Raw genomic sequence first — 21,670 nt, 5'->3', positions numbered from 1 at the left:
GGTTAAAGATCAAGGTAAGGGCCCCATGTCAAATCGAGCCGGACCCAACAACAACCCGCCCTGAACGTTGAACTCAGGCGCCCTGAACGTTGAACTCACGGGTCCTGAGCGTTGAACTCACGGGTCCTGAACGTAGGACACGCGGGTCCTGAACGTAGGACACGCGCGTTCTGAACGTAGGACACGCGGGCCCGGTGGCCCGCTCCTCCCCCGAAGAAGAGCGGGCCACCGGGTCTTTCACGCCTCGGCCATCCCCGCGACGACCGAGGTCCGGGCGGCACGCCGAGCGGGCAGCGCAGCGGCCAGCACCGCCGCCACCACCGCACCGGCGAGCATCACGCCGATCTGCCCGAACGGCACGACCAGGTCCACCGAGAAGTTGTCGTTGGACAACGCCCGGGTGAGCACCCAACCGAAGCCGATCCCCAGCGACAGCCCGATCGCCGCACCCATCAACGCCATCAGCACCGACTCGACCACCAGCATCAACCTCAACTGCCCCCGCGTCAGGCCGAGCGCCCGCAGCAGCGCCGACTCACGCGTCCGCTCCAGCACCGACAGCGTCAACGTGTTGGCGATGCCGAACAACGCGATCACCACCGCCAACCCGATCAACGCCCAGATGAACGTGAGCACCTGGTTGAGCTGCTGGTTGAGCTGCTCCTTGGTCTCGGCGGCGCTGTCGAGCAGGGCCAGCGGCGAGGAGTCGGTGACCTTCTCCACCGCCGCACGCCCGTTCGCGACACCGTCCTTGAGCTTGACCAGGATGCTCTCGTAGCCGTCCGCGGCCCGCGGGAACCGCATCGACGTCTCGATCGTCATGATCCCGTCGGACAGCCCCTGGCCCTCGACCACGGCGACCACCTTGAGTTCCTGAGGCTCGCCCTCGCCCGGATCGACCGTCACCGTGGAGCCGACCGACGCGCCCTGGCGCTTGGCGAACTCGGCGTTGACCGCCATCGTGCCGTCACGTAGGTCGGCGAGCGAACCGCTGGTGACGGTCGGCCGGAACAGGTCGCCCACCGCGTCCTTCGGCACGCCGGTGAAGTACCCGCGGTCGCCGTAGACGACGGTGGTCGGCGCGACCTTCGCCACCTCCGGCACGGCGGCCAGCCGCTCGGCCAGCTCCTTGGGCAGCGGCCGGTCGTAGACCGCGGACGTCACCGTGTAGTCGGCGGGCATCCGCTGGTCGATCTCGGCGTTGACGGTCTCCTTGGCGCTGTTGGCGACCACGGTCACCAGCGACACGATCGTCACGCCGATCATCAACGCCGCCGTGGTCGCGGCGGTGCGCTTGGGGTTGCGGCCCGCGTTGGCCGACGCGAGCTTGGCCGGCACGCCGAGCAGCGCCCGCGGCACCGCGCCGAGCACCCGGTTGACCGGGCCGACCAGCAGCGGACCCAGCACGACCACCGAGACGAGCAACGCCATCGTGCCCGCGCCGCTGGTGAACATCGCCGCGTCCTCGTTCTCCGCGCCCATGCCGAGCACGATCGCGCCGACTCCGACCACCGCGAACAGCACCGCGGTCAGCACCCGCAGCAGGCCGGTGCGGGACACCTCCTCGCCGCTGTCCGGCTGGCTGCGCAGGGCGGCCACCGGCGCGACCCGGGTCGCCTTGCGGGCGGGCAGCACCGCGGCGAGCACGGTCACCAGCGTGCCGACCGCGAACGCGGCGAGCACGGTCATGGCCGTCACCGGCAGCTGCACGGTGCCCTCGCCACCACCTTCGCCGAACGAGAAGATCACCCGCTGCAGCAGGGCGGACACGCCGATGCCGCCGAACAGGCCGATCACCGACGCGGTCAGGCCCATCACCAGCGCCTCGGCCAGCACACCCCGGAACACCTGGCCCCGGCTCGCTCCGACGCAGCGCATCAGCGCCAGCTCACGGGTGCGCTGGGCGACCAGGATGGTGAACGTGTTGTAGATGACCATGGCCGCGACGACGAGCGCGATGATCGCGAACGCCAGCAGCAGCGTGGTGAACTCGCCCGACTGGCGCTCGACCCGGGCCAGGGTCTCCTCCGTCAGCTGCTCGCCGGTCTGGAGCAGGAAACCGCTGTCCCCGATGGCCTGGCGCACGTTGTCCAGCACCTGCTGCTGCGTGAAGCCGGCCGCGGCGAGGGCGACCACCTGGTACGGCGGCCGTTCCGGCTCCAGCGACGCGAAGCCCTTCGGCGTCAGCCCCACGTGGTCGAAGCCGCCCAGGACCAGCTGGTTGGTGCCCTGCTGGTAGGTGCCGACGAGCGTGAACTCGTGCCGCTGCTCCTCCTTGCCCAGCAGCACGACCGGTTGGCCGATGGTCAGCTTGGCGGTGGCGGCGGTGCGCTTGTCGACCGCGATCTCGTCGGCCTCCGCCGGGTAGCGCCCGTCCACGAGGTCGAACTCGCGCAACTTCTCGTTGGTGGCCAGCGGCACGGCCCACGCGGGCTTCGCCTTGCCGTTGGCGGCGACCAGCGGCACGGAGTGGGAGCCGCGCGCGTCGGCGCCCGCCACGCCCGGCGCCTGCCGGATCTTCGCCAGCGTCTCCGGGCTGATGCCCGGGACCTCGTCGGGTGACGACGACTCGCCGGACACGGTGACCGAGACGTCGACGTTGCGCGCCTCCTTGGCGAGCTCGTCGCGCAGGCTCGCGGTCATGGCGTCGCCGAGCACCAGGGTGCCGGTCACGAAGGCGACGCCGAGGGCGATCGCCACCGAGGACAGCACGAGCCGCGCGGTGCGGGCCTTGAGACCCGCGATGATGGTGCGCAGCATCAGGTCACGCCCCCAGGTGCTTCAGGGCGGCCAGCACGGAGTCGGCGGTGGGGTTGTCGATCTCGCCGGCGAGGTGGCCGTCGGCCAGCAGCACCACGCGGTCGGCGTACGACGCGGCGACGGGGTCGTGCGTCACCATGATCACGGTCTGGCCGAGCTTGCGCACGGACATGCGCAGGAAGTCCAGCACCTCGGCGCCGGAGCGCGAGTCGAGGTTGCCGGTCGGCTCGTCGGCGAACACCACGTCGGGCCGGGCGACCAGGGCACGGGCGCAGGCCACGCGCTGCTGCTGGCCCCCGGACAGCTCGGTCGGCTTGTGCTTGAGCCGGTCGCGCAGGCCGAGCACGTCCACGATGGTGTCGAACCACTCGCGGTCGGGCTTACGGCCGGCCAGCTCCAGGCCCAGCAGGATGTTGGCCTCGGCGGTGAGCGTGGGCAGCAGGTTGAACGCCTGGAAGACGAACCCGACCCGGTCGCGCCGCAATTTGGTCAGCTCCTTGTCACCCAACGAGGTGATCTCGGTGCCGCCGATGTGCACGCTGCCGCCGTCGACGTTGTCCAGCCCGGCCAGGCAGTGCATCAGCGTGGACTTGCCGGACCCGGACGGGCCCATGATGGCGGTGAACTTCCCCGCCGCGAACGCGACGCTGACACCGTCCAGCGCCCGCACGGCGGTGTCGCCCTTGCCGTACACCTTCACCAGGTTCGCGGCGGCTACAGCGGTGCGGGTCCCGACGTCGGACACCAGTGCGGACATGCTCCCTCAATTCCCTCGGTCCGGATGACGTCGAAAAGCTATGGGCCGGCCGGGTAACCGGTCGTCACCTCGGCGGCGGAACCCCGGGTCAACCGCCGGGATGACCACCGGTAGTCCTCCGGTCTGACGTCCCGCCGCTGGTAGTGGCCACGACCTGGCCCTCGCGGTGACGGCGGGACCGGCGGTTAACGACGTGTGACGTGACGTGGGCCTTGAGGTGACACCCGGAAACAGAGGTTCGGACCGGGCGGTAGCTCTCACCTTCCGCTGTCAAATCGGGTGATGAGTGACCCGAACAACACCCAATCGGAGGTGCATCTCGGGCCAGTCAGTTACTCTCTGTTGTCCCACATGGCAGCGCGCCGTGTATTTTCGCGGCACCCGCCCTACCAGCCATAATTCACCCGGTCACGTGACATCGGATCCGCTTTGCCCACCGTGGCCCGCACGGACGCACACGCGTTGCACCGATCGGCCACCGAAACGGGTTGCACGGCCGATTCCCGCCCGGGTGGACGCGTGACCGACCCCCTCCGCGCCTCGATCCCGAGCACCACCGGCCCCGACTTCCGAACGGGGGTCGCGCTCGCCCTGCGTAATGCTCCCGCCAGCGCCCTGGACGACGGGCGCGGCGAGTGGCTCACCCGACCTGGCACGTTCGCGGACCGAGGGCGAAGGCGGACCCGCCGAACCGCTCCCGGTCACCGCCGACAGGACCAAACGAGACACCTGGAGAATGGGCCAACTACGCTGCGACGCCACCCGATCGGTCGCGTTGAATTGGCACGATAGCTTCACTACAGTCAATTTCCATCCGAGCCAATCGAAAGCGACTCGTTCCGATGCGGCCCGGCAACTGGGGAGAATTGAAGCCAAGTAACTTGGCCCACTGGGGACGTCCTGGGGTGCGCACGAACCGGGGAATCGGACATGCCTCCGCACGGAGGTCTGCCATCACAGCTTTCTCCGCCGCCGGTATCCGTGACACACAACCGGTCCGGGACACGCACATTGTCCGCCCGACCGCGGCGTGCCCCCGCGGGCGCACCGGGCACGCCGCGCAGAATTTCATCAAAGAACGAGGAGCACGTGATGTCGACAGCGCAATCACCGGTCGCCGGGCACGACGGGTTCGCGCGAATGTTCGCCCCGGGCCGACTGACCGTGGGCGCGTTCTTCCCGCTGGAGGCCTACGCCGGTCCGGTACCGACGAACGACGACCAGGTCGAGCTGGCTCAGGCGGCCGAACGAGCGGGCCTGGCCGCGCTGTGGGTGCGGGACGTGCCGCTGCTCGACCCCGGCTTCGGTGACGGCGGCCAGCTGTACGACCCGTGGGTGTGGCTGACCCACATCGGCGCCCACACCTCCACGATCAGCCTGGCCACCGGCTCGGTGATCCTGCCGCTCCGGCACCCGATCCACCTGGCCAAGTCGGCCGCCTCGATCGACCTGATCAGCGGCAACCGGCTGGTGCTCGGCATCGCCACCGGTGACCGGCCGGTGGAGTTCCCCGCGTTCGGTCGTCCGATCGAGGAGCGCGGCGAGCTGTTCCGCGAGTCGTTCGCCACGCTGCGCAAGCTGTGGGGCAGCTCCTACGCCGAGTCGCGCGGCGCGTTCGGCCGCTGGGCGGGCGTGGACGTGCTGCCCAAGCCGTCGCTCGGCACGATCCCGCTCCTGGTCACCGGCAGCAGCAGGCAGTCCATGTCGTGGATCGCGGAGAACTCCGACGGCTGGCTGGCCTACCCGCGGCTCGACCTCGACACCCACCTGCGGGTCGTCACCGGCTGGCACGCGGCCGTGGCGAGCGCCGGCGCCGGGTTCAAGCCGTTCGCCCAGTCCCTCTACGTCGACCTGGCGGAGGACCCGAGCCTCCCGCCCCGCCCGATCCACCTCGGTTTCCGCTGCGGCGCCGACTGGCTGGTGAACTACCTGGAGGTGCTGCGCCAGGCCGGCGTGAACCACGTCGGCCTGAACTTCAAGTTCAGCAGGCGCCCGGTGGCCGACGTGCTGGCCGAACTCGGCGAGCACGTCCGGACGCACTTCCCACCGCACGCGCCCGCGGCGGTCCCGTCGCTCGACTGACCCCGGACACCCCGAACACCCCGAACACCAGCACGGCCGCCGAGGACCGGCGGCCGGCACGGTGGCGGCCGCGCCCGGACGGTCGGACCGCGGAGCCACCCGAGTCCACACCCGGCGCCGGTGCGCGCCGAGGAGGACGAGACACCACTGAGTACATTTCTCGAAAGGAACCACCGTGACCGGCACCCTGATCGCCTCCACGAGCACCGACGAAACGCACTTACCCGTCCCGCCGGACGGCCAGCACCGGCGCATCGCGAACATGCGGCACCTGATCCACCGCTACCTGGACCAGGTCATCGACAGCGGCACGTCGCTGCTGGGCGATTACACGCGGCGACTGGAGCAGCAGCTCGGCGAGCGCTGGGGCGGCCACGCGGTGGCCACCTCGTCCGGCACCGAATCACTGCACTTCTCCCTGCGCATCGCCGGGATCGGGCCCGGTGACGAGGTGATCGTCCCGGACATGACGTTCGTGTCGACCGCGTTCGCGGTCAACGCCGCGCACGCCACGCCGGTGTTCGTCGACGTCGAGCCGGACACCTGGCTCATCTCGCCCGACGCGATCCGCAAGGCCATCACGCCCAGGACCAAGGCGATCATCCCGGTGCACCTGTACGGCCAGGTCGCCGAGATGGACGAGATCATGGCCATCGCCGAGGAGCACGGCCTGGTCGTCATCGAGGACTGCGCGCAGGCGCACGACGCCACCTACAAGGGCAAGCCGGCCGGCTCGTTCGGCGACTTCGGCTGCTTCTCGATGTGGGTCGGCAAGAACGTGGGCGGGCTGGACGACGGCGGGTTCGTCATCGTCAAGGACGAGAAGAACCTGCAGGCCATGCAGCGGATGCACAACCTCGGCCGCGACCGCACCATCCGCTACCTGCACCACAGCTGGGGCAGCCGGGCCCGGCTCAGCGAGCTCAACGCCGCCATCCTGTCGCACCAGATCACCATGCTGCCCGAGTGGAACGAGCAGCGGCGGCTCATCGCCACCACCTACGACAAGGCTTTCGCCGGCCTGCCGCTGGCGACCCCGACCGTACGGCCCGACCGCGAACACGTGTTCTACAAGTACACCGTGCACACCGAGCACGCGGACGCGCTGGAATCGCACCTGAAGAATCGCGGAATCTCCACTGAACGAATCTACCCGTACCTGCTCTCCGAGCAGCCCGCGTTCGCCCACCTCCCGCACCGGGTCGAGCCGACGCCCGTCGCGCGGGCGAACAACGCGAAGCTGCTGTGCCTGCCGATGTACCCCGAACTGTCCTATGCGGAGCAGCAGGCCGTCATCGCCGGCGTCACCTCGTTCTTCGCCAACCACGGCTGAACCGTTGTGGGGTGGGACGTCACCGGACGCGGTTCCGCGCGACGTCCCGCCCCGCCGAACTCCCCCTTCGGAACCACGCACCGGGACCTCGGGGCGCTGGTAGGCTGGTCGTATTCTGGCTCTCAGACGCCCCTAGGCACCGCACCCGAACAGCAGAGGGTGAATCGTGGTCGACCACCTGTCCCGACGGCTGGCCCCCGACGCGCTGTGGCGAATCGTCAAACCGCTGGCCCCACCCGCGGGTGTGCGCACCCAGGGCGGCGGCCGCGGTTGCGTCGATGACCGGCAGATTCTCGCGGCAATCGTATTCGTGGTCACCAGCGAGTGTTCGTGGCGACAACTGCCGCCGTTGTTCGGCGTCAAGGTGTCGACCGTGCACCGGCGATTCCGGGAATGGACCCGGATCGGTTTGTGGGAGCAGGTGGACGAACGCGTCAACCAGCTCGACGACCCCGATCTGGTCGAGTGGTGGCGGATCGTCCACGAAACGCTGCGCACCCGCATCGCGACCAGCGCCGCGGACTGCCTGCTGGACCACAACGAGTCGACCGACCGGCTCTACTCGGCGGGCTGACCGGGCAGGTCGAGCAGGCCGCGGTCGAACGCGGTGGCCACCGCCTCGCCCCGCCTGCTCGCGCCGAGCTTCGACATGATCCGGCTCAGGTGCACGCTGACCGTCTTCTCCGAGATGTACAGCTCCTCGCCGACCTGCCGGTTCGTCCGGCCCAACGCGACCAGCTCCAGCACCGACCGCTCCCGCGGCGTGAACGGGTCGACCCGGTCGCGCGGCCCCACGTCGCGCAACGCCACCCTGGCCCGCCGGGCGACCAGGTCGAGCGCCTCGCGCAACGGCGCCGCACCAAGCTCGTCGGCCACCGCGCTGGCCAGCCGCAACTCCGCCGCGGCCTCCTCGCGCCGGTCCGCGCCCAGCAGCGCCTCGGCCAGCCGCCACCGGGACACGGCCTGCTCGAACACCGACCCGAACCCGAACGCGTCCACCACCCGCCGCCACAGCTCCGGGTCGCCCGCCCCGGTCAGCCGGGACTCCTCGGCCGACGCGCGCAGCAGCCACGCCCGCCCTTCCGGCCCCAGCACGCCCGAGCGCGGCATGCCCAGCTCAGCCGTGGTGCGCGCGTACTCGCCCAGCTCACGGCCCGCCCTCACGGCTTCCTCCTCGGCCGCCCGGTCCTTGCGCCGCCGCGCCCGTGCCGCGAGCTCCACGTGCCCCGCCACGCCGAGGGCGGCCAGCCGGATGCCGGCCAGCATCCACTCGCCCTCCTTGCGCGACCAGCTGATCGCGTCCGCGACCCGGTCCACGGCCAGCTCCGGCTGACCACGCCACAGCGCCAGCTCCGCGCCCGTGCCGCCGGTGATCAACGCGATCTGCAGGTCGCGGTGCCAGTCCGCGCGCAGCTCCCGGATCATCCGCTCGGCCTGGTCGAACTCGCCGCGGCTGACCGCCACGTGCGTGCCCGCGGCGGCCAGCCGCGCCGACACCGTGCTGGACACCCGCAGGCCGGGCGGTTCGGCCGCGGTCGCCGCGCCGTCCCACTCGCCGCGGTAGTACCTGGTCAGGACCTGGATGATGCGCAGTTCCAGGCCGAACGAGCTCCACGTCAGCCCGGTCGCCTTGGCCCGCGCCACGCCCTGGTCGAACACCCGCCCGGCCTCGTCCAGCTCGCCGAGGTCGTAGTGGTGCAGGCCGAGGAAGTACCGGGCCCGCAGCTCGGTGCTGACCGCGTCGGCCTCCATCGCGCACGCCACCGCCGCCGTCAGGTGCTCGCGCGCCCGGGACACCTGGCCGGCCGGCTCGTCCAGCAGGCCCAACGTGGTCAGCGCGTCCGCCACGGCCGACTCCGCGCCCGCCGCGCGGCCGTCGGCCACCGCCAGCTCGGCGCGCTCACGCGCCTCGACGTACTTGCGGTCGTGCCGCAGCGCCGCCGCCCACACCGCCAGCACCCAGGCGCGGGCCGGGCTCGCGGGCCGGTCCCGGACCAGCCGCCACGCCTCCTCCACCGCGTGGTACTTCTCGTCGTCGGTGCCGTCGATCACCTGCAACGCCTGTGCGAAGCGCCGCCACATCACGGCCGCTTCCTCGGGGTCGGACTCGTCCACGACGGTCGTGCCGGTGCGGGCGAACGCGATGGCCCGCTCGGGCTGGCCCGCCGTGCCCGCCGCCCACGACGCGCTGCGCAACAGGTTCAGCTCGGTCAGGCCCGGCGGACGCTGCTCGGCGGGCACCGCGTGCCACAGCTTCAGCGCCTGCTCCAGGTGCCGCAGCGACTCGGCGGGCGCGCCGGCGGCCTGCGCCTCCTGCCCCGCGTCGACCGACGCCCGCAGCGCGCGGGCCAGGTCGTGGGACTCCAGGCTGTGGTGGGCCAGCGCGGCGGCGGCGCCCCGGTCGCCGGACGAGGCCAGCCGGTCGGCGTACGCGGAGTGCAGCCGCACGCGTTCACCGGGCAGCAGGTCGTGGTAGACGGTCTCCCGCAGCAACGCGTGCCGGAACGTGTAGACCTCGGCGCGGTCGACCAGCAGCACGTGGTGCTGCACGGCCTCGCGCAGCGCTCCGTCCAGCGCGAAGTCGTCCATGCCCGCCACGTCGCGCAGCAGGTCGTGGCGCACGGACCGGCCGCCGACCGACGCCACCCGCACCACGCGCTGCGCGTCCGGGGAGAGCCGTTCGATGCGGGCCAGCAGCACCTCGGCGAGCGTCCACGGCACCTCGCGGTCACCGCAGCTGGCGACCGCGATCAGCTCCTCGGCGAAGAACGGGTTGCCGTCGGAGCGCTCGGCGACCTCCAGGACCAGCTCGTCGGACAGGTCGTCGGCCAGCGCGGCGACGAACGAGCGCGCGTCGATCGCGCTCAACGGGGTCAGGTCGAGCCGCCGCACGGCGGGCAGCCGCACCAGCTCGTTGAGCAGGGGCCGCAGCGGGTGGCTGCGGTGCAGGTCGTCGGACCGGTAGGTGCCCACCACCAGCAGCCGCTGCGAGCGCAGCCGGGACAGCAGGAACGACAGCAGGTAGCGGGTGGAGGCGTCGGCCCAGTGCAGGTCTTCGAGCACCAGCAGCACGGGCCGTTCCTCGGCCAGGTCACCGAGCAGGCCGTGCACCGCGTCGAACAGCTGGAGCTGGCCGACGTCTTGCTCGGGACGGCGGCCGACCAGGTGCGACGGCAGGCCGGAGACCGACGTGCTGCCGTCACGGCCCGCGGGCAGCGCCAGTTCCGGCAGCAGCAGGCCCAGCGCGGGCCGGGCCGCGACGTCGAGCAGACCGGCCTGGCGCACCTGGCCCAACGCCTCGGTGAAGGGCAGGTACGGCAGGCCGGTCTCGCCGACGTCCAGGCAGTGGCCGGTGAGCACGAGCGCGTCACCGGCGGTGGCGGACAGCTCGTCCACCAGGCGGGTCTTGCCGACGCCCGCGTCACCGGCGAGCAGGATCGCACCCGCCTCGCCGCGCGCGGCGTCGTCGAGGGCGGCGCGCAGCCTGGTCATCTCCCGGCTACGCGCCACCAAGGGAATTCCGGAACCGAGGCGTGCCACACCAGGCATGCTGTCACACCTCAGGCGGCGTCGCGGTGGCCATTTCGGGTATCGGACCCCTCGTGGCCGGTGCCGTGGCCGAGCCGCCGCCACCAGGACCGCTTCACCGGGTTCGTCCGCCGGCTCACGCGGTGGTGCGCCGCGTCCGCGCGCAGCGCGGCCTGCCGGTAGTCGATCTCCGCCTTCAAGGACTCGGGCGTCCACTCCATGACTTGCTCCTCGTGTCGTTCGCTTCTCTCTGGTGACACGAAGAGTCGTCCTGAGGTGGAGGTGCGGACATCGGACGTTCACGCGGGTTACCGCGTTGGTCCCCTTACCCGCCGCCGTAAGGGGTGGCAGACGGCGGGTAAGGGATGCCTCAGGTGCACGTCAGGGCACGTCAGGTGCCCCTCAGCAGGCACCCAGGTCGCGCCAGACGCCCCACTCGCCGGTCGTACCCGGCTCCTCGCCCTGCGTCCACCACTTGGCCTGCCAGCGCTTGCCCCGGTGCGAGACCTCGTTGCCGCCGTTGTAGACCTTCGCGCGGTCCCACGCGGGCACGGTGCAGCTCGGCTGGTCGGTGGTCGTGGTGGTCGTGGTGGTCGTGGTGGTGCTGGTGGTCGTGCCCGTGTCGCCGCCGCCGCGCGGGTGGTCGGAGGCGATGGCGTAGGACTTGCCGCCGAACGTGAGCTTGAAGTTGGACGGCGACGCGATCGGCAGCTGGTAGCTCAGCGCGACGTCCACCGACGCGCCGGGCGCGAGCGACTGCCAGGTGGGCAGCGTCAGCTCGACGTGTTGGAAGTCGCCTTTGAGGCCGCCGACGTTGCTGCCGGAGTGGCCCTTGGCGGTCACCCGCAGGCCGAAGCCGGACTGGTCGGCCATGCTGCCCGGTGCGCTGGTGCCGTAGTCGAACTCGATCTTCGTGCCGCCGGGCAGGGTGGTGGTCGAGTTGTTGGTCAGCTTCAGCTTCGGCGTGATCGGGTAGTTGTTGTCGCCGAGCGCGAACCCGGAGACGGTGGCGCTCACGTTCAGCACCTCGCTCGGCGTGGTGCCGGCGGCCTTGCGCGCACCGTACGGCGCCGCGCCGCGCAGCCCTTCGTTGATCTTGGTGAGGAGCGTGTCGCCGACGGTGTACTGACCCTTGGCGCTGTCGAAGCGGTAGTCGCCCGCCAGCTCCCAGATCATGATGCCGCCGATGCCCTTGTCCGCCACGTACTTCGCCTTGGCCGCGATGGACTGCTCGTCCTCGGTGGACAGGAACACCTTCTTGTCCGCGTTCCACAGCCACGGTGAGGTGAGCGTGCTGTCGTAGAACCGTTGGTAGGAGCCGGAGATCCGGTCGGTCGGGTCGTTGGCCGGGTCGAGGCCGTGCCGGCCCAGGTAGTCCGGCGTGATCTCGTTCTCCAGGTTCTTGGCGTGCCACATGGGGTTCACGCCCGACGGAACCTCGGCACCGCCCGCGGTGGAGTCGTGCCACAGGTTGTCGATGCCGACCGCGCCGTTGCCGCACGGGGTGGTCGAACCGACGCTGGAGCCCGTACCGGGCGGGCACTTCGTCTGGTCGGGCAGCGCGGCCCGGCCCCACAGCCCGTTCGTGCCGCCGGTGACGCCCTGCCAGCCGCGGCTGTAGAACGGGACACCGATGTTGATCCGGCCGGCCTGCATCGCGCCGCGGTAGTAGTGGTAGGCCCAGTCGGTGTTCAGGTAGCCCATGCCCTCGTACTGAGGCGCGGTGTAGACGCCACCCGCGGCCAGCTCACCGTCCTTGCCGTCGTCGTAGAGCGCGGCGTTCGGGCCGACGAAGTGGTTCCACGACCCGTGCAGGTCGTAGCTCATCACGTTGAGGTAGTCGAGGTAGCGGGTGACCTGGTAGGCCTCCTGCCCGCGCAGCAGCCAGCCCGAGGCCGGCACGGCGGCGGTGAGCAGGTAGTGCTTGCCGTCCTGCGCCGAGGCGCGGTCCAGCTTCTCCCGCAACGTCTTCATGATCTTCTCGTAACCCGCCCACAGCGTGCCGCGGTTGGCGTTGGAGATCCAGAAGTCGTCCGGGTTGCCCGCGTGGTTGTTCGAGGTGGCGTACTCGTAGTCGATGTCGACGCCGTTGAAGCCGTACTCGCGGATGAAGTCGACGGCCGAGTCGGCGAACGCGTCCACAGTGGACTGCGGCTGCGCGCCGAGCCGGTAGAACCCGCCGGAGGCGTTGCGCGTGCCGTCGGGGTTGAAGAAGCCGCCCGTCTCCGCCCAGCCGCCGACCGAGATCAGCGTCTTCACGTTCGGGTGCTGCTTCTTGTACTTGTTGAGCAGGTTGAAGTGCCCCTTGTACGGCAGCGACGGGTCGAGTTCGACGCCCGGCCACGTCATGCCGGTGGAGGCGTTGTCCGGGCCGTCCGGGCCGACCGACACCCTGTTCTGCGCGTCGATGTGCGCGAACGCGTAGTTGAGGTGGGTGACCTTGGTCCACGGGATGTCGGACGCCAGGTAGGCGGGCGCGCCGTTGCGGCCCGTGCGCCAGCTGGTGAAGTAGCCGATGACCCGGCGGGAGTGGTCGGCCCCCATCGACTCCCGGCCTTCGGCGTCATAGACGGAGCAGTACGGCACCGCGACACCGGGGGTCTGGTAGAGGCCGTCGGGACGGCACTCCTCCCCCGCGGCGGCGGCACTGGGTGACGACGGGGACACGACGGCGACGACGAGTCCGGCCACCGCGGCGAGCAACGCCACGAGCGGCGACAACCTGGTTCTCCTGGACACGGCCCAGCACACCTCCTGCACGAGGCGGCGGCCACGACGCAGCGATCGAACCGTAAATAGGTCTAGACCTCTCTGTCAATAGGTCCAGACCACCTACGGGTACTCAGACCGTGGCGCGGGCCCGGGCCAGGTGGGCCCGCACCCGGTCCGCCTCCGCGGCGCCCAGCTCGGTGAACAGCGCCAGCGCCCGCTGCCAGTGCGCCACCGCCCCCGGCAGCCCTTGCCGGTCGAGCACGGTGGCCAGCCGGTCGTGCGCCTGCGCCTGGTGGTACGTGCTCCCCGCGGCCGACGCGACCGACAGCGCCGTGCGTGCGGACGTGACGGCCTGCGCGCCCTCGCCCGTCTCCAGCAGCACCATCGCCAGATCGGTGTGGCAGGTCGACTCACCGCACTGCTCGCCGACCTCGTGGTACATCGTCACCGCCGCCCGCAGCCACGACTCGGCGTCGGCGTAACGGCGCGTCTTCAGGTACAGCAGCCCGAGGTTGTGGTGGGCGTTCGCCTCGGCCCACCGCGACCCGGCCGCGCGGCTGACCGCCAGCGCCTCCCGGTACGAGGCCTCCGACTCGTCGACCCGACCCAGGAACTGCAGCATGTCCGCGACCGTGGTCAGCGCTCTGGCCTGCGCGTTCACGTCGCCGGACGCCCGCGCCACCTCCAACGCCTCGCGGTGGCGGGCCAGGGACTCGTCCATCCGCTGGAACTGGGCCAGCGCGATGCCCAGGTTGAACAGCATCACGAACTTCGCCTCGGGGTCGCCGAGCCTCCTGGCGGCCTCCAGCGCGGCCTCCGTGGTGCGCAGCCACGTCGTCCGGTCCGCCCGCAGCCACAGGAACCGCGACAGCGTGTACGGCAGCTGCCAGGCGTGCACGAGCCACTTCGGGTCCGAGCCCGGCGCGGCGGCCAGCTCGGCGGCGGCGATGATGTTGCCCTGCTCGGCGTCGAACCAGGCGTTCGCCTCGGCCGAGCCGGTCAGCTTCGGCACCTCCACCGGCACGTGCTCGGGCGCCACCCGCACGGCGCTGCCCCGCGTCACCGGCAGCCTGGCGTCGGCGAGGTCCGCGCAGTGCAGGTAGTAGTCGAGCATCCGGCCGGTCGCCTCACGCCGCTCGGCCGCCGACAGCTCGGCGGCCAACGTCCGCGTGTAGACGCGCACCAGGTCGTGCGCCCCGTACCGGCCGGGCTCGTTGACCGACAGCAGGTTCGCGGCCGTCAACGCGTCCAGCGCGCGCTGCGCGTCACCGACCCGCACCTGCGCCATGGCTCCCACCACGAACGCGGTCACGTCCGGGCCGGGGTGCAGGCCGAGCAGCGCCAGCAGCCGCGCGGGCAGCGGCGGCAGCGCCCGGCGTGACGCGTCCAGCGCCGCCCGCACGGTCGAGTCCTCGTCCTCCAGTCCCAGGGCGGCCAGCCGGCCGTGCTCGTCGTCCAGCTCGGCGACGAGTTCGGCCACCCGCAACGTCGGCGCGACGGCCAGCCGGGCCGCGGCGATCCGCAGCGCCAGCGGCAGCCCGTCGCACAGCACGGCCAGCCTGCGCAGCGCGGCGGCCTCGGTGGCGTCCCGGCCGGCGACCCGGCTCACCACGGCCACCGACGCGTCCGGGTCCAGCATGTCCAGCTCGACCAGCCGCGCCTCGGCGTGCGCGACCAGCCCGACCAACCGCCGGCGGGACGTCACCAGCACGCACGACGGCGGTCCGGGCAGCAGCGGCAGCAGCTCGGTCGAGCCGCGGGCGTTGTCCAGCATCACCACCATCCGCCGGTCCGCGATGAGCGTGCGGAACAGCGCCGACCGCTCCTCGACCGTCACCGGGATGTCCGGTGACGGCACGCCGAGCGTGCGCAGGAACCGGCTCAGCACCTCGCCCGCGCCCAGCGGCTCCTGGTTGGGGTCGTAGCCGTGCAGGTCCACGTACAGCTGCCCGTCCGGGAAGTCCTCGCGCACGCGTTGCGCCCAGTGCAGGGCGAGCGCGGTCTTGCCCACCCCGGCCGGTCCCGTGACGACGAGGACCAGCCCGCCCTCCGGGTAGGACGCCAGCAGTCCGTCCAGGCGCTTGAGCTCGTCGTCGCGGCCGATCAGGGACACCGAGGCGCGCGGCAGCTGCGCGGGCGTGATGGCGGGTGCGGTGCCGTCGGCCGGGCGCAGCGCCATCGGCCTGGTCGGGCGGTCCGGCTCGGGGTCCTCCCCTGCCAGCACGGCCTGCTGCAGCTTGCGCAGCTCCGGTCCCGGCTCGACGCCCAGCTCCTCCACCAGCACCCGGCGTGCCTCGCGGTAGACCGCCAGTGCCTCGGCCTGCCGCCCCGCCTGGCACAGCGCGCGCATCAGCAGGCCGTGCCCGCGTTCCCGCAACGGGTGCTCGCCGACCAGCGTGGTCAGCGACGGCACCAGCTCCGCGCCACGGCCGATCAGCAGCAGCAACTCGGCCCGCTCCTCCAGCACGGCGAGCCTGCGTTCGACCAGTCGACCGCGCTCCACCTCGGCGAACAGACCCACGACACCACCGAGCGGCTCGCCGCGCCACAGGCCGAGCGCCTCGTCCAGCGCGGTGGCCGCCGCGATCAGGTCACCGGACGCGCGCAGCCGGGCCGATCCCGCCACGCCGCGCTCGAACTCGTCCAGGTCGACCTGCTCAGGGTCGACCCGGAGCAGGTAGCCGTCGCCGACCGAGGTCAGCAGCTCGGCCGGGGCACGGCGGGCCCGGCTGGGTTCCAACGCGCGGCGCAGCCCGGCCACGTAGGTCTGCACCAGGTTGACCGCGCTGGTGGGCGTGTTGTCGCCCCACACGGCCTCGATGATCTGGCCGCGGCTGACCGGCGTGTTGCGGGCCAGCAGCAGCACCGCCAGCACGGCACGCTGCTTGGCGGCGCCGAGGTCGACCTCCCCGCCGCCGCGCACCGCCCGGAGCAGGCCGAGCACCTCGAACCGCAAGCGCTCGCCGCCGCCGTCTGCCACCGACCGATCCTTCGCCGAACGTCGAGTCCCCCGACTGAGCCTAGGAGATCACTTCAGTCCGGCTCCAGTCGTCCTGTAGCCGCATTCTTACGCTAAGCGTGTCCGATCGACCACACAGGGCGAACCCCGGTGAGCGAGGTTGGACCAGACAGCGGAACCTCCGCTGCTCTCCCTGAACGACGAGGGCAGGCCGGCGTGCAAGGGGCATCCAGCCCGCGGCGGCGGAACGCCGGCCCGCCCTCGTCCCCTTCTCCACCGGAGACGGGTCGTCCGGTAGGGGATGACCCACCTCCATTGCCCTCCCCCCAGTGGAAGGGGCCGCGACCGGGATCCGAACCCCCGGCCGCGGCCCCTTCGACTACGTCCGGCGGACGGTGCGCGGGTCAGGCGACCTCTTCCAGCTCCCGCGGCTCGCCCGCCTTGGCCGCCTTGCGCCGCTTGCGCAGCACCACCACGGCGCCGACCACCACCGCGATGCCCATCAGGCCCCACATCGCGCCGTTGAACACCGACTCGATGTACTTCGCGGACGCGCCCGCCGCCGAGCCGATGCCGATGTGCAGCGCCGACCAGCTGACCGCGCCCGCGATCGACGCGGGCAGGAACCGGCGGTACTCCAGCTTCGACGCGCCCGCCGACGCGGGCACCAGGGTCCGCACCACCGGCATGAACCGGGCGAAGAACACCGCCCAGGCACCACGCCTGCGCAGCAGCGCGCCCGCCTTGTCCCAGTGCTCCTGGCCGAGCTTGCGCACCACCTTGCTGTCCCGCAGCCGGTCGCCGTACCGGCGGCCGAGGAAGTAGCCGATGCTGTCGCCCGCCACCGCGCACACCGACACCACCAGCCACATCACCAGGAACCGGGGCACGCTGGTGACCGTCGTGGCGGCCAGCAGCAGCGCGCTCTCGCCCGGCGCGATGAAGCCCACGCCCAGCGTGCACTCCGCCAACGTCAACGCGCCCGTCACCGCGAGCACGGCGGGCTGCGGCAGACCGGCGAGCCCTTCCAGGGCGTCGGTCAGCAAGGCCATGGTTCATCCCCCTGTGGATCATGACGAGCACCGGAGTGCAGGCTAAGGGGAGTCCACCGCAACCACGCCGGGGGGCGCATCGGACCGAGGGCTGACCGACCACCAGACCACGGTCGTACGGGCCGGTGGCCGAAAGTCAGGGATGCGCCTTAAGGGCGGTCGAAAACGTCGTTCTTCGCGGTGCGCACGAATCGGGACCACTGGGCGAAACCGAAGTCCAACTCGCCGCCGGTCCGGTTCTTCGAATCGCGCACGCCGGCCGCGTCCCGGTCGAGCGCGATTTCCACGCACTCCGGACCACCCGCGGACGACCGCGTGCTCTTGCGCCACTGGCGTCGCATGGCCTTCACCTCGGATTCAGGCGAGCTCGCGCGCCACCCGCCCGATCAGCGCGGACGAGGCGGCCGGGTCGAGCGATTCGGCGCTGAGCCGAGCGAACATGTCGGAATACCGGGCGACGTCCGAGGGGTGTTCCCAATAGACGTCGCCTTTCGGGCTTTCGATGTATACCACGGCCGGATCCGACTGCTCGGGAAACGACAGGATGACGAACGGACCGTCCAGCGCAGCGTGACCGCCCGCCTCGAACGGGGCCACCTGGAGAGTGATGTTCGGCCGTTTTCCGACTTCGAGGAGTCGTCTCAACTGCTCGGCCATCACCTCCCGGCCGCCCACCAGCCTCCGCAAGGCTGCCTCGTCCACCACCACGTGCAGGCACAGCGGGTCGTCCTCCACCAGCAGCGCCTGGCGCGCCTTGCGCAGCTCCACCCGGCGGTCCACCTCGGCGGGCGCGGCGCCCGGCAGCACGGCCCGGATCAACGCCCTGGTGTAGGCCTCGCACTGCAGCAGGCCCGGCACCATCAGCCCCTGGTACGTGCGCACCCACTCGGCGTCGGCCTCGAACCCGACGTACCGGCCGGGCGCGATGTCGCCGAACTCGTCCCACCACGCCCGCCGCCGCGCGTCACGGGCCAGCTGCACCAGCTCGTCCAGCGTGGCCCGGTCGGCGCCGTAGGCGGCGAGCATGTCGCGGACGTCGCGCGGCGTGACGCCGACGCGGCCGGTCTCGATGCGGCTGATCTTGGACGCCGAGCACTCCAGCCGCGCGGCGACGTCCTCGATGGTCAGGTCGGCCGCCTCGCGCAGCCTGCGCAGCTCGCTGACCAACCGTCGCTTGCGCAGCGTCGGGCTGCTGCCCCGTGGCATGCGGACACCTTTCGTCTGCGGCCCGGACCCGTCGGGCCGCAGACCAGTCTGTGTCCGCCCGCGGACGGAGCAAAGTGACGTCATCCATTCGTGTACTGCAACTTGCAGACAGCCGGCAGCGGTAACAGGCTGCGTGGAGCACACCGCCCCAGGGAAGGAGCGCTGAAGGTGTCCACCACCGTCTTCAGCCAGCTCGACCGGTCCCTCCGCGAACACCTGGCCACGCTGGTCCGCCTGGCGGCGATCGGCGACGACGAGACGGCGGTCGAACTCGCCCGCTGCGAGCTGCCCAGGGTGGTGACCGCGGTCAAGGCGTTGCTGGACGAGCACACGCCCGACGAGCACGGCCGCTGCCCTACCTGCCGCACCCGCCGCTTCCGCCGCCGCCTGCCCTCGCCGTGCCGGGCGTACCTCGGCGCGCAGCTCGCGCTGACCGTCAGCGGCGACGAGCCGTCCGGCAACCACCGCAAGCACCTGCGCAGCGTCGGTTAGCCACCACAGCCGAGCGGGGGCGCGTCCCCGCTCCGGTCGGGCGACGCGCTCCCCCACGCCACCGAGCCCCACCAGCGCCGCCCGACCCCAGCCGAGCCCGAGGCACCCGAACCGACCCCGTACCCCCGACCGGGACCGGTTCGGTGCCGGACGACCGCCACCTCGCCGGTCCGGGCTCGGCACCGGGGTGGTCGGCCCGGTCAACCGGGCCGACCACTCCGTTGAATGGCCGCTGCTCCGCAGACGGCGGCGAGGTCGCCTGGAAGTCGGTCGTTCGCGCCCTGATTTCCCGACGATCGAAAAGCGTGATCGCCGGGAAATGAGGACGCGAACGATCGACGCGACCTCGCGGGTGGGTGGTGCGGCCCCGCGAGGTGGGCGGTGGCGAGCACCGGCGGGCGGCGGAGCTTGCGAGCACCGGCGGGTGGGCGCTTGCGAGCGCCGGCGGGTGGGCGCTTGCGAGCGCCGGCGGGTGGGCGGAGCTTGCGAGCACAGGTGGGTGGTCAGGCGTGGACGGATTGGAGGCCGTCGCGTTCCGGGTCGACCAGGTAGACGCGGGCCGCCGAGATGTCGAAGTACATGCCGACCAGGCGCAGCGACCGCGTGGCCACGGCCTCACGCACGCTCGGGTACGCCATCAGGTTGTCCAGCTGCTGGGCGACGTTCGCCACCGACAGCCGTTCCACCGGCGGCAGGTCGGACTCGCCCGCGTGGAACCGGATGAGGCTCGGCTCGACCGCCTTCAGCCACGCGTGCAGTTGCGTGCCCGGCCGGGTCGAGCCGTGCACCACCGCCTTCATCGCGCCGCAGTCGGAGTGGCCGCACACCGCGATCGTCTCGACCGCCAGCACCTCCACCGCGTACTCGATCGCCGCACCGACCGAGTCGTCACCGTCCAGCGGCACGAGGTTGCCGATGTTGCGCACGCAGAACAGGTCACCCGGCCCGCTGGTGGTGATCAGGTTCGGCACCACGCGGGAGTCGGCGCAGGTGATGAACAGTTGACGCGGGCGCTGGCCGCGCGCGCCCAGCTCCGCCAGGAACGGCCGGACCAGCGGCGCGGTGGTGCGCTCGAACTCGCGCATGCCGCGGATCATCGGGTCGGCGTCCGCGCGCGGCCGCGGCACGGTGACGTGCCGGTGGCGCTGCCAGTGCGACCACGGCGCGAACCACCTCGGCAGCGGCGACAGCGGCGTCTTGCGCAGCGCGGGGATGCCCTTCCTGGCCTTGCTGAACCAGGTGTCGTGCACCTCGTCCACCTCGACGTGGCCGCCCAGCCGCTCGTAGCCGACGCGCCAGTCGTCGATCGCCTCGAACGCGCCGTGGTCGAGGAAGTCGATGTGCAGCTCCAGCATTACGCGCTGCCCCAGCGGGATGGTGCGCAGGCCGCGCACCAGCCGCCCGACGCCGAGGAACACCAGCGAGCCGCGGATCACCACCCGCCAGCCGTCCGGCTCCTGCTCGATCCGCACCGACGAGCGGGTCAGTCGGTGCAGCGACCGCAGCGCCGCCACCGCGACGCCCAGCAGCACGCCCTCCACCAGGCCGAGCGCCACCACGCCCAGCACGGTGACCGCGTACGCGGCGAACTCGCCGTGCCGCCACAGCGCCCGCATCCGGCGCACGCTCACCAGCCGCGCGCCCATCACCACCAGCACGCCGGCCAGCGCGGCCATCGGGATCAGCTCCAGCACCCAGCCGAGCGCGAGCACGAACACCGCGATCCACAGGCCGTGCAGCACGGTCGAGGCACGGGTGCGCGCGCCCGCCGCGACGTTGGTGGAGCTGCGCACGATCACGCCGGTCACCGGCAGCCCGCCGAGCGCGCCCGCGACCGCGTTGGCGGTGCCCTGGGCGACCAGCTCGCGGTCGAAGTCGGCGCGCGGGCCGTCGTGCAGCTTGTCCACGGCCACCGCCGACAGCATCGACTCGACGCTGGCCACCACCGCCACGGTCAGCACCGCGAACACGATCCCGGCGAAGCTCCCGGACGGCATCTGCGGCAGCACGACCTGGCCGAGCGGGTCGTCGGGCAGGTCGACCCGGGTCACGTCCATCCCGGACCCGACGACGGTCGCCGCCAGCACGGCCACCAGCGGCGCGGGCACGACCGACGCGCGCGGCACCTTGGGCCACAGCACGAGCACCAGCACGGTGAGGGCGCCGACCAGCAGGGCGGGCCACCGCACGTCGGTGGTGAAGAGCTTGGCGAGGTTGTCGAACACCGAGGTGGCCGCCGCGCCGCCGAGGACGACGGTGAGCTGGCCGACCGCGATGCTCACGCCGATGCCGGCGAGCATGCCGTGCACCACGGCGGGCGAGAGCGACAGCGCGAGGCGGCCGAGCTTGCTCAGTCCGAACAGGACCTGGACGCCACCGGCGGCGAGGGTGATGGCCGCCGTGGCGGCCCAGCCGTACTCGGCGATGATGCCCGCGGTGATCACCACCATGCCCGCCGCCGGTCCGCTGACCTGCAACGGCGCCCCGGACAGCGCGCCCGCCACGAGGCCGCCGACGACGGCGGAGATCAGCCCGGCCATCAGCGGCGCGCCGGTGGCGGCGGCGATGCCGAGGGAGAGCGGCACGGCGATCAGGAACACCACCACGGAGGCGGGCAGGTCGTGCCGCAGCACGGTGGCGAGGCCGCCCGGAGGGCCCGCCGTGGTGTGCTCGCCTGCGTGGGACTTGTTGGGGCGCGGCCGGTTCATGTCGGGTCCTTTCGAGCGGCAAGGGGTCATCACCCCACGCGGGCGCGCGGGGTGTCGTCACATCGGGGAGGGGTGCCTACG

Annotated in this window: 14 protein-coding genes; 4 read left to right on the top strand and 10 right to left on the bottom strand. The window is 71.9% G+C overall.

Annotated features, from left to right (window positions below; genetic code table 11):
• Nucleotides 1-237 precede the first annotated feature (237 nt).
• Nucleotides 238-2,760: an ABC transporter permease gene (locus A6A25_RS40925; protein WP_073899821.1), complete on the bottom strand. Its 2,523-nt coding sequence runs from the start codon at nucleotides 2,758-2,760 to the stop codon at nucleotides 238-240.
• A gap of 4 nt (nucleotides 2,761-2,764) precedes the next feature.
• Complete coding sequence (locus A6A25_RS40920) at nucleotides 2,765-3,517, bottom strand: ABC transporter ATP-binding protein (protein WP_073899819.1); 753 nt, start codon at nucleotides 3,515-3,517, stop codon at nucleotides 2,765-2,767.
• A 1,092-nt stretch (nucleotides 3,518-4,609) separates the two neighbouring features.
• Here A6A25_RS40920 and A6A25_RS40915 point away from each other — a divergent pair.
• The 3 genes from A6A25_RS40915 (at nucleotide 4,610) to A6A25_RS40905 (ending at nucleotide 7,506) form a co-directional block, all read left to right on the top strand.
• Nucleotides 4,610-5,599: an LLM class oxidoreductase gene (locus A6A25_RS40915; protein ID WP_073899817.1), complete on the top strand. Its 990-nt coding sequence runs from the start codon at nucleotides 4,610-4,612 to the stop codon at nucleotides 5,597-5,599.
• 175 nt (nucleotides 5,600-5,774) lie between these two features.
• Nucleotides 5,775-6,932, top strand: a complete 1,158-nt coding sequence (locus A6A25_RS40910) for a DegT/DnrJ/EryC1/StrS family aminotransferase (protein ID WP_083669071.1) — start codon at nucleotides 5,775-5,777, stop codon at nucleotides 6,930-6,932.
• Nucleotides 6,933-7,098: 166 nt separating this feature from the next.
• Nucleotides 7,099-7,506 (top strand): transposase, encoded by a 408-nt coding sequence (locus A6A25_RS40905; RefSeq protein WP_073899815.1) that lies wholly within the window; start codon nucleotides 7,099-7,101, stop codon nucleotides 7,504-7,506.
• On the opposite strand, the gene A6A25_RS40900 is transcribed toward A6A25_RS40905, so the two are convergent.
• The 7 genes from A6A25_RS40900 to A6A25_RS40870 form a co-directional block, all read right to left on the bottom strand.
• Nucleotides 7,491-10,481: a helix-turn-helix transcriptional regulator gene (locus tag A6A25_RS40900; protein ID WP_073899813.1), complete on the bottom strand. Its 2,991-nt coding sequence runs from the start codon at nucleotides 10,479-10,481 to the stop codon at nucleotides 7,491-7,493. The genes A6A25_RS40905 and A6A25_RS40900 overlap by 16 nt on opposite strands.
• An 11-nt stretch (nucleotides 10,482-10,492) precedes the next feature.
• Nucleotides 10,493-10,681: a hypothetical protein gene (locus A6A25_RS40895; RefSeq protein ID WP_073899811.1), complete on the bottom strand. Its 189-nt coding sequence runs from the start codon at nucleotides 10,679-10,681 to the stop codon at nucleotides 10,493-10,495.
• 181 nt (nucleotides 10,682-10,862) lie between these two features.
• Entirely contained in the window at nucleotides 10,863-13,199 is a 2,337-nt protein-coding gene (locus tag A6A25_RS40890; protein WP_073899861.1) for a chitinase C-terminal domain-containing protein, read from the bottom strand.
• Nucleotides 13,200-13,302: 103 nt separating this feature from the next.
• Complete coding sequence (locus tag A6A25_RS40885; RefSeq protein WP_073899809.1) at nucleotides 13,303-16,152, bottom strand: AfsR/SARP family transcriptional regulator; 2,850 nt, start codon at nucleotides 16,150-16,152, stop codon at nucleotides 13,303-13,305.
• A gap of 383 nt (nucleotides 16,153-16,535) precedes the next feature.
• Entirely contained in the window at nucleotides 16,536-17,183 is a 648-nt protein-coding gene (locus A6A25_RS40880) for a DedA family protein (RefSeq protein ID WP_073899807.1), read from the bottom strand.
• A 149-nt stretch (nucleotides 17,184-17,332) separates the two neighbouring features.
• Nucleotides 17,333-17,524 carry a DUF397 domain-containing protein gene (locus tag A6A25_RS40875; protein WP_073899805.1) on the bottom strand — a complete coding sequence of 64 codons (192 nt, stop codon included), beginning with the start codon at nucleotides 17,522-17,524 and terminating at the stop codon, nucleotides 17,333-17,335.
• Between the two features lie 16 nt (nucleotides 17,525-17,540).
• The gene (locus tag A6A25_RS40870; RefSeq protein WP_073899803.1) at nucleotides 17,541-18,389 is read right to left on the bottom strand and encodes a helix-turn-helix domain-containing protein; all 849 of its coding nucleotides are present in this window, start codon (nucleotides 18,387-18,389) and stop codon (nucleotides 17,541-17,543) included.
• A gap of 168 nt (nucleotides 18,390-18,557) precedes the next feature.
• On the opposite strand from A6A25_RS40870, the gene A6A25_RS40865 reads away from it, so the two are divergent.
• Complete coding sequence (locus A6A25_RS40865; RefSeq protein WP_073899801.1) at nucleotides 18,558-18,881, top strand: hypothetical protein; 324 nt, start codon at nucleotides 18,558-18,560, stop codon at nucleotides 18,879-18,881.
• A 503-nt stretch (nucleotides 18,882-19,384) separates the two neighbouring features.
• Here A6A25_RS40865 and A6A25_RS40860 read toward each other — a convergent pair.
• Nucleotides 19,385-21,589 carry a SulP family inorganic anion transporter gene (locus tag A6A25_RS40860; protein WP_073899799.1) on the bottom strand — a complete coding sequence of 735 codons (2,205 nt, stop codon included), beginning with the start codon at nucleotides 21,587-21,589 and terminating at the stop codon, nucleotides 19,385-19,387.
• Between the last annotated feature and the right edge of the window lie 81 nt (nucleotides 21,590-21,670).

It is taken from the genome of Saccharothrix sp. CB00851 (assembly GCF_001905065.1).
Taxonomy (GTDB): domain Bacteria; phylum Actinomycetota; class Actinomycetes; order Mycobacteriales; family Pseudonocardiaceae; genus Actinosynnema.
Note: the sequence above shows the minus strand (reverse complement) of the source record. Positions and strands in the feature narration are given on the sequence as shown.

What these genes read in the sequence shown, in the direction of transcription:
- A6A25_RS40925 (WP_073899821.1), bottom strand. Translation starts at nt 2,760, where the DNA reads ATGCTGCGCACCATCATCGCGGGTCTCAAGGCCCGCACCGCGCGGCTC.
- A6A25_RS40920 (WP_073899819.1), bottom strand. Translation starts at nt 3,517, where the DNA reads ATGTCCGCACTGGTGTCCGACGTCGGGACCCGCACCGCTGTAGCCGCC.
- A6A25_RS40915 (WP_073899817.1), top strand. Translation starts at nt 4,610, where the DNA reads ATGTCGACAGCGCAATCACCGGTCGCCGGGCACGACGGGTTCGCGCGA.
- A6A25_RS40900 (WP_073899813.1), bottom strand. Translation starts at nt 10,481, where the DNA reads ATGCCTGGTGTGGCACGCCTCGGTTCCGGAATTCCCTTGGTGGCGCGT.
- A6A25_RS40895 (WP_073899811.1), bottom strand. Translation starts at nt 10,681, where the DNA reads ATGGAGTGGACGCCCGAGTCCTTGAAGGCGGAGATCGACTACCGGCAG.
- A6A25_RS40880 (WP_073899807.1), bottom strand. Translation starts at nt 17,183, where the DNA reads ATGGCCTTGCTGACCGACGCCCTGGAAGGGCTCGCCGGTCTGCCGCAG.
- A6A25_RS40875 (WP_073899805.1), bottom strand. Translation starts at nt 17,524, where the DNA reads ATGCGACGCCAGTGGCGCAAGAGCACGCGGTCGTCCGCGGGTGGTCCG.
- A6A25_RS40870 (WP_073899803.1), bottom strand. Translation starts at nt 18,389, where the DNA reads ATGCCACGGGGCAGCAGCCCGACGCTGCGCAAGCGACGGTTGGTCAGC.
- A6A25_RS40860 (WP_073899799.1), bottom strand. Translation starts at nt 21,589, where the DNA reads ATGAACCGGCCGCGCCCCAACAAGTCCCACGCAGGCGAGCACACCACG.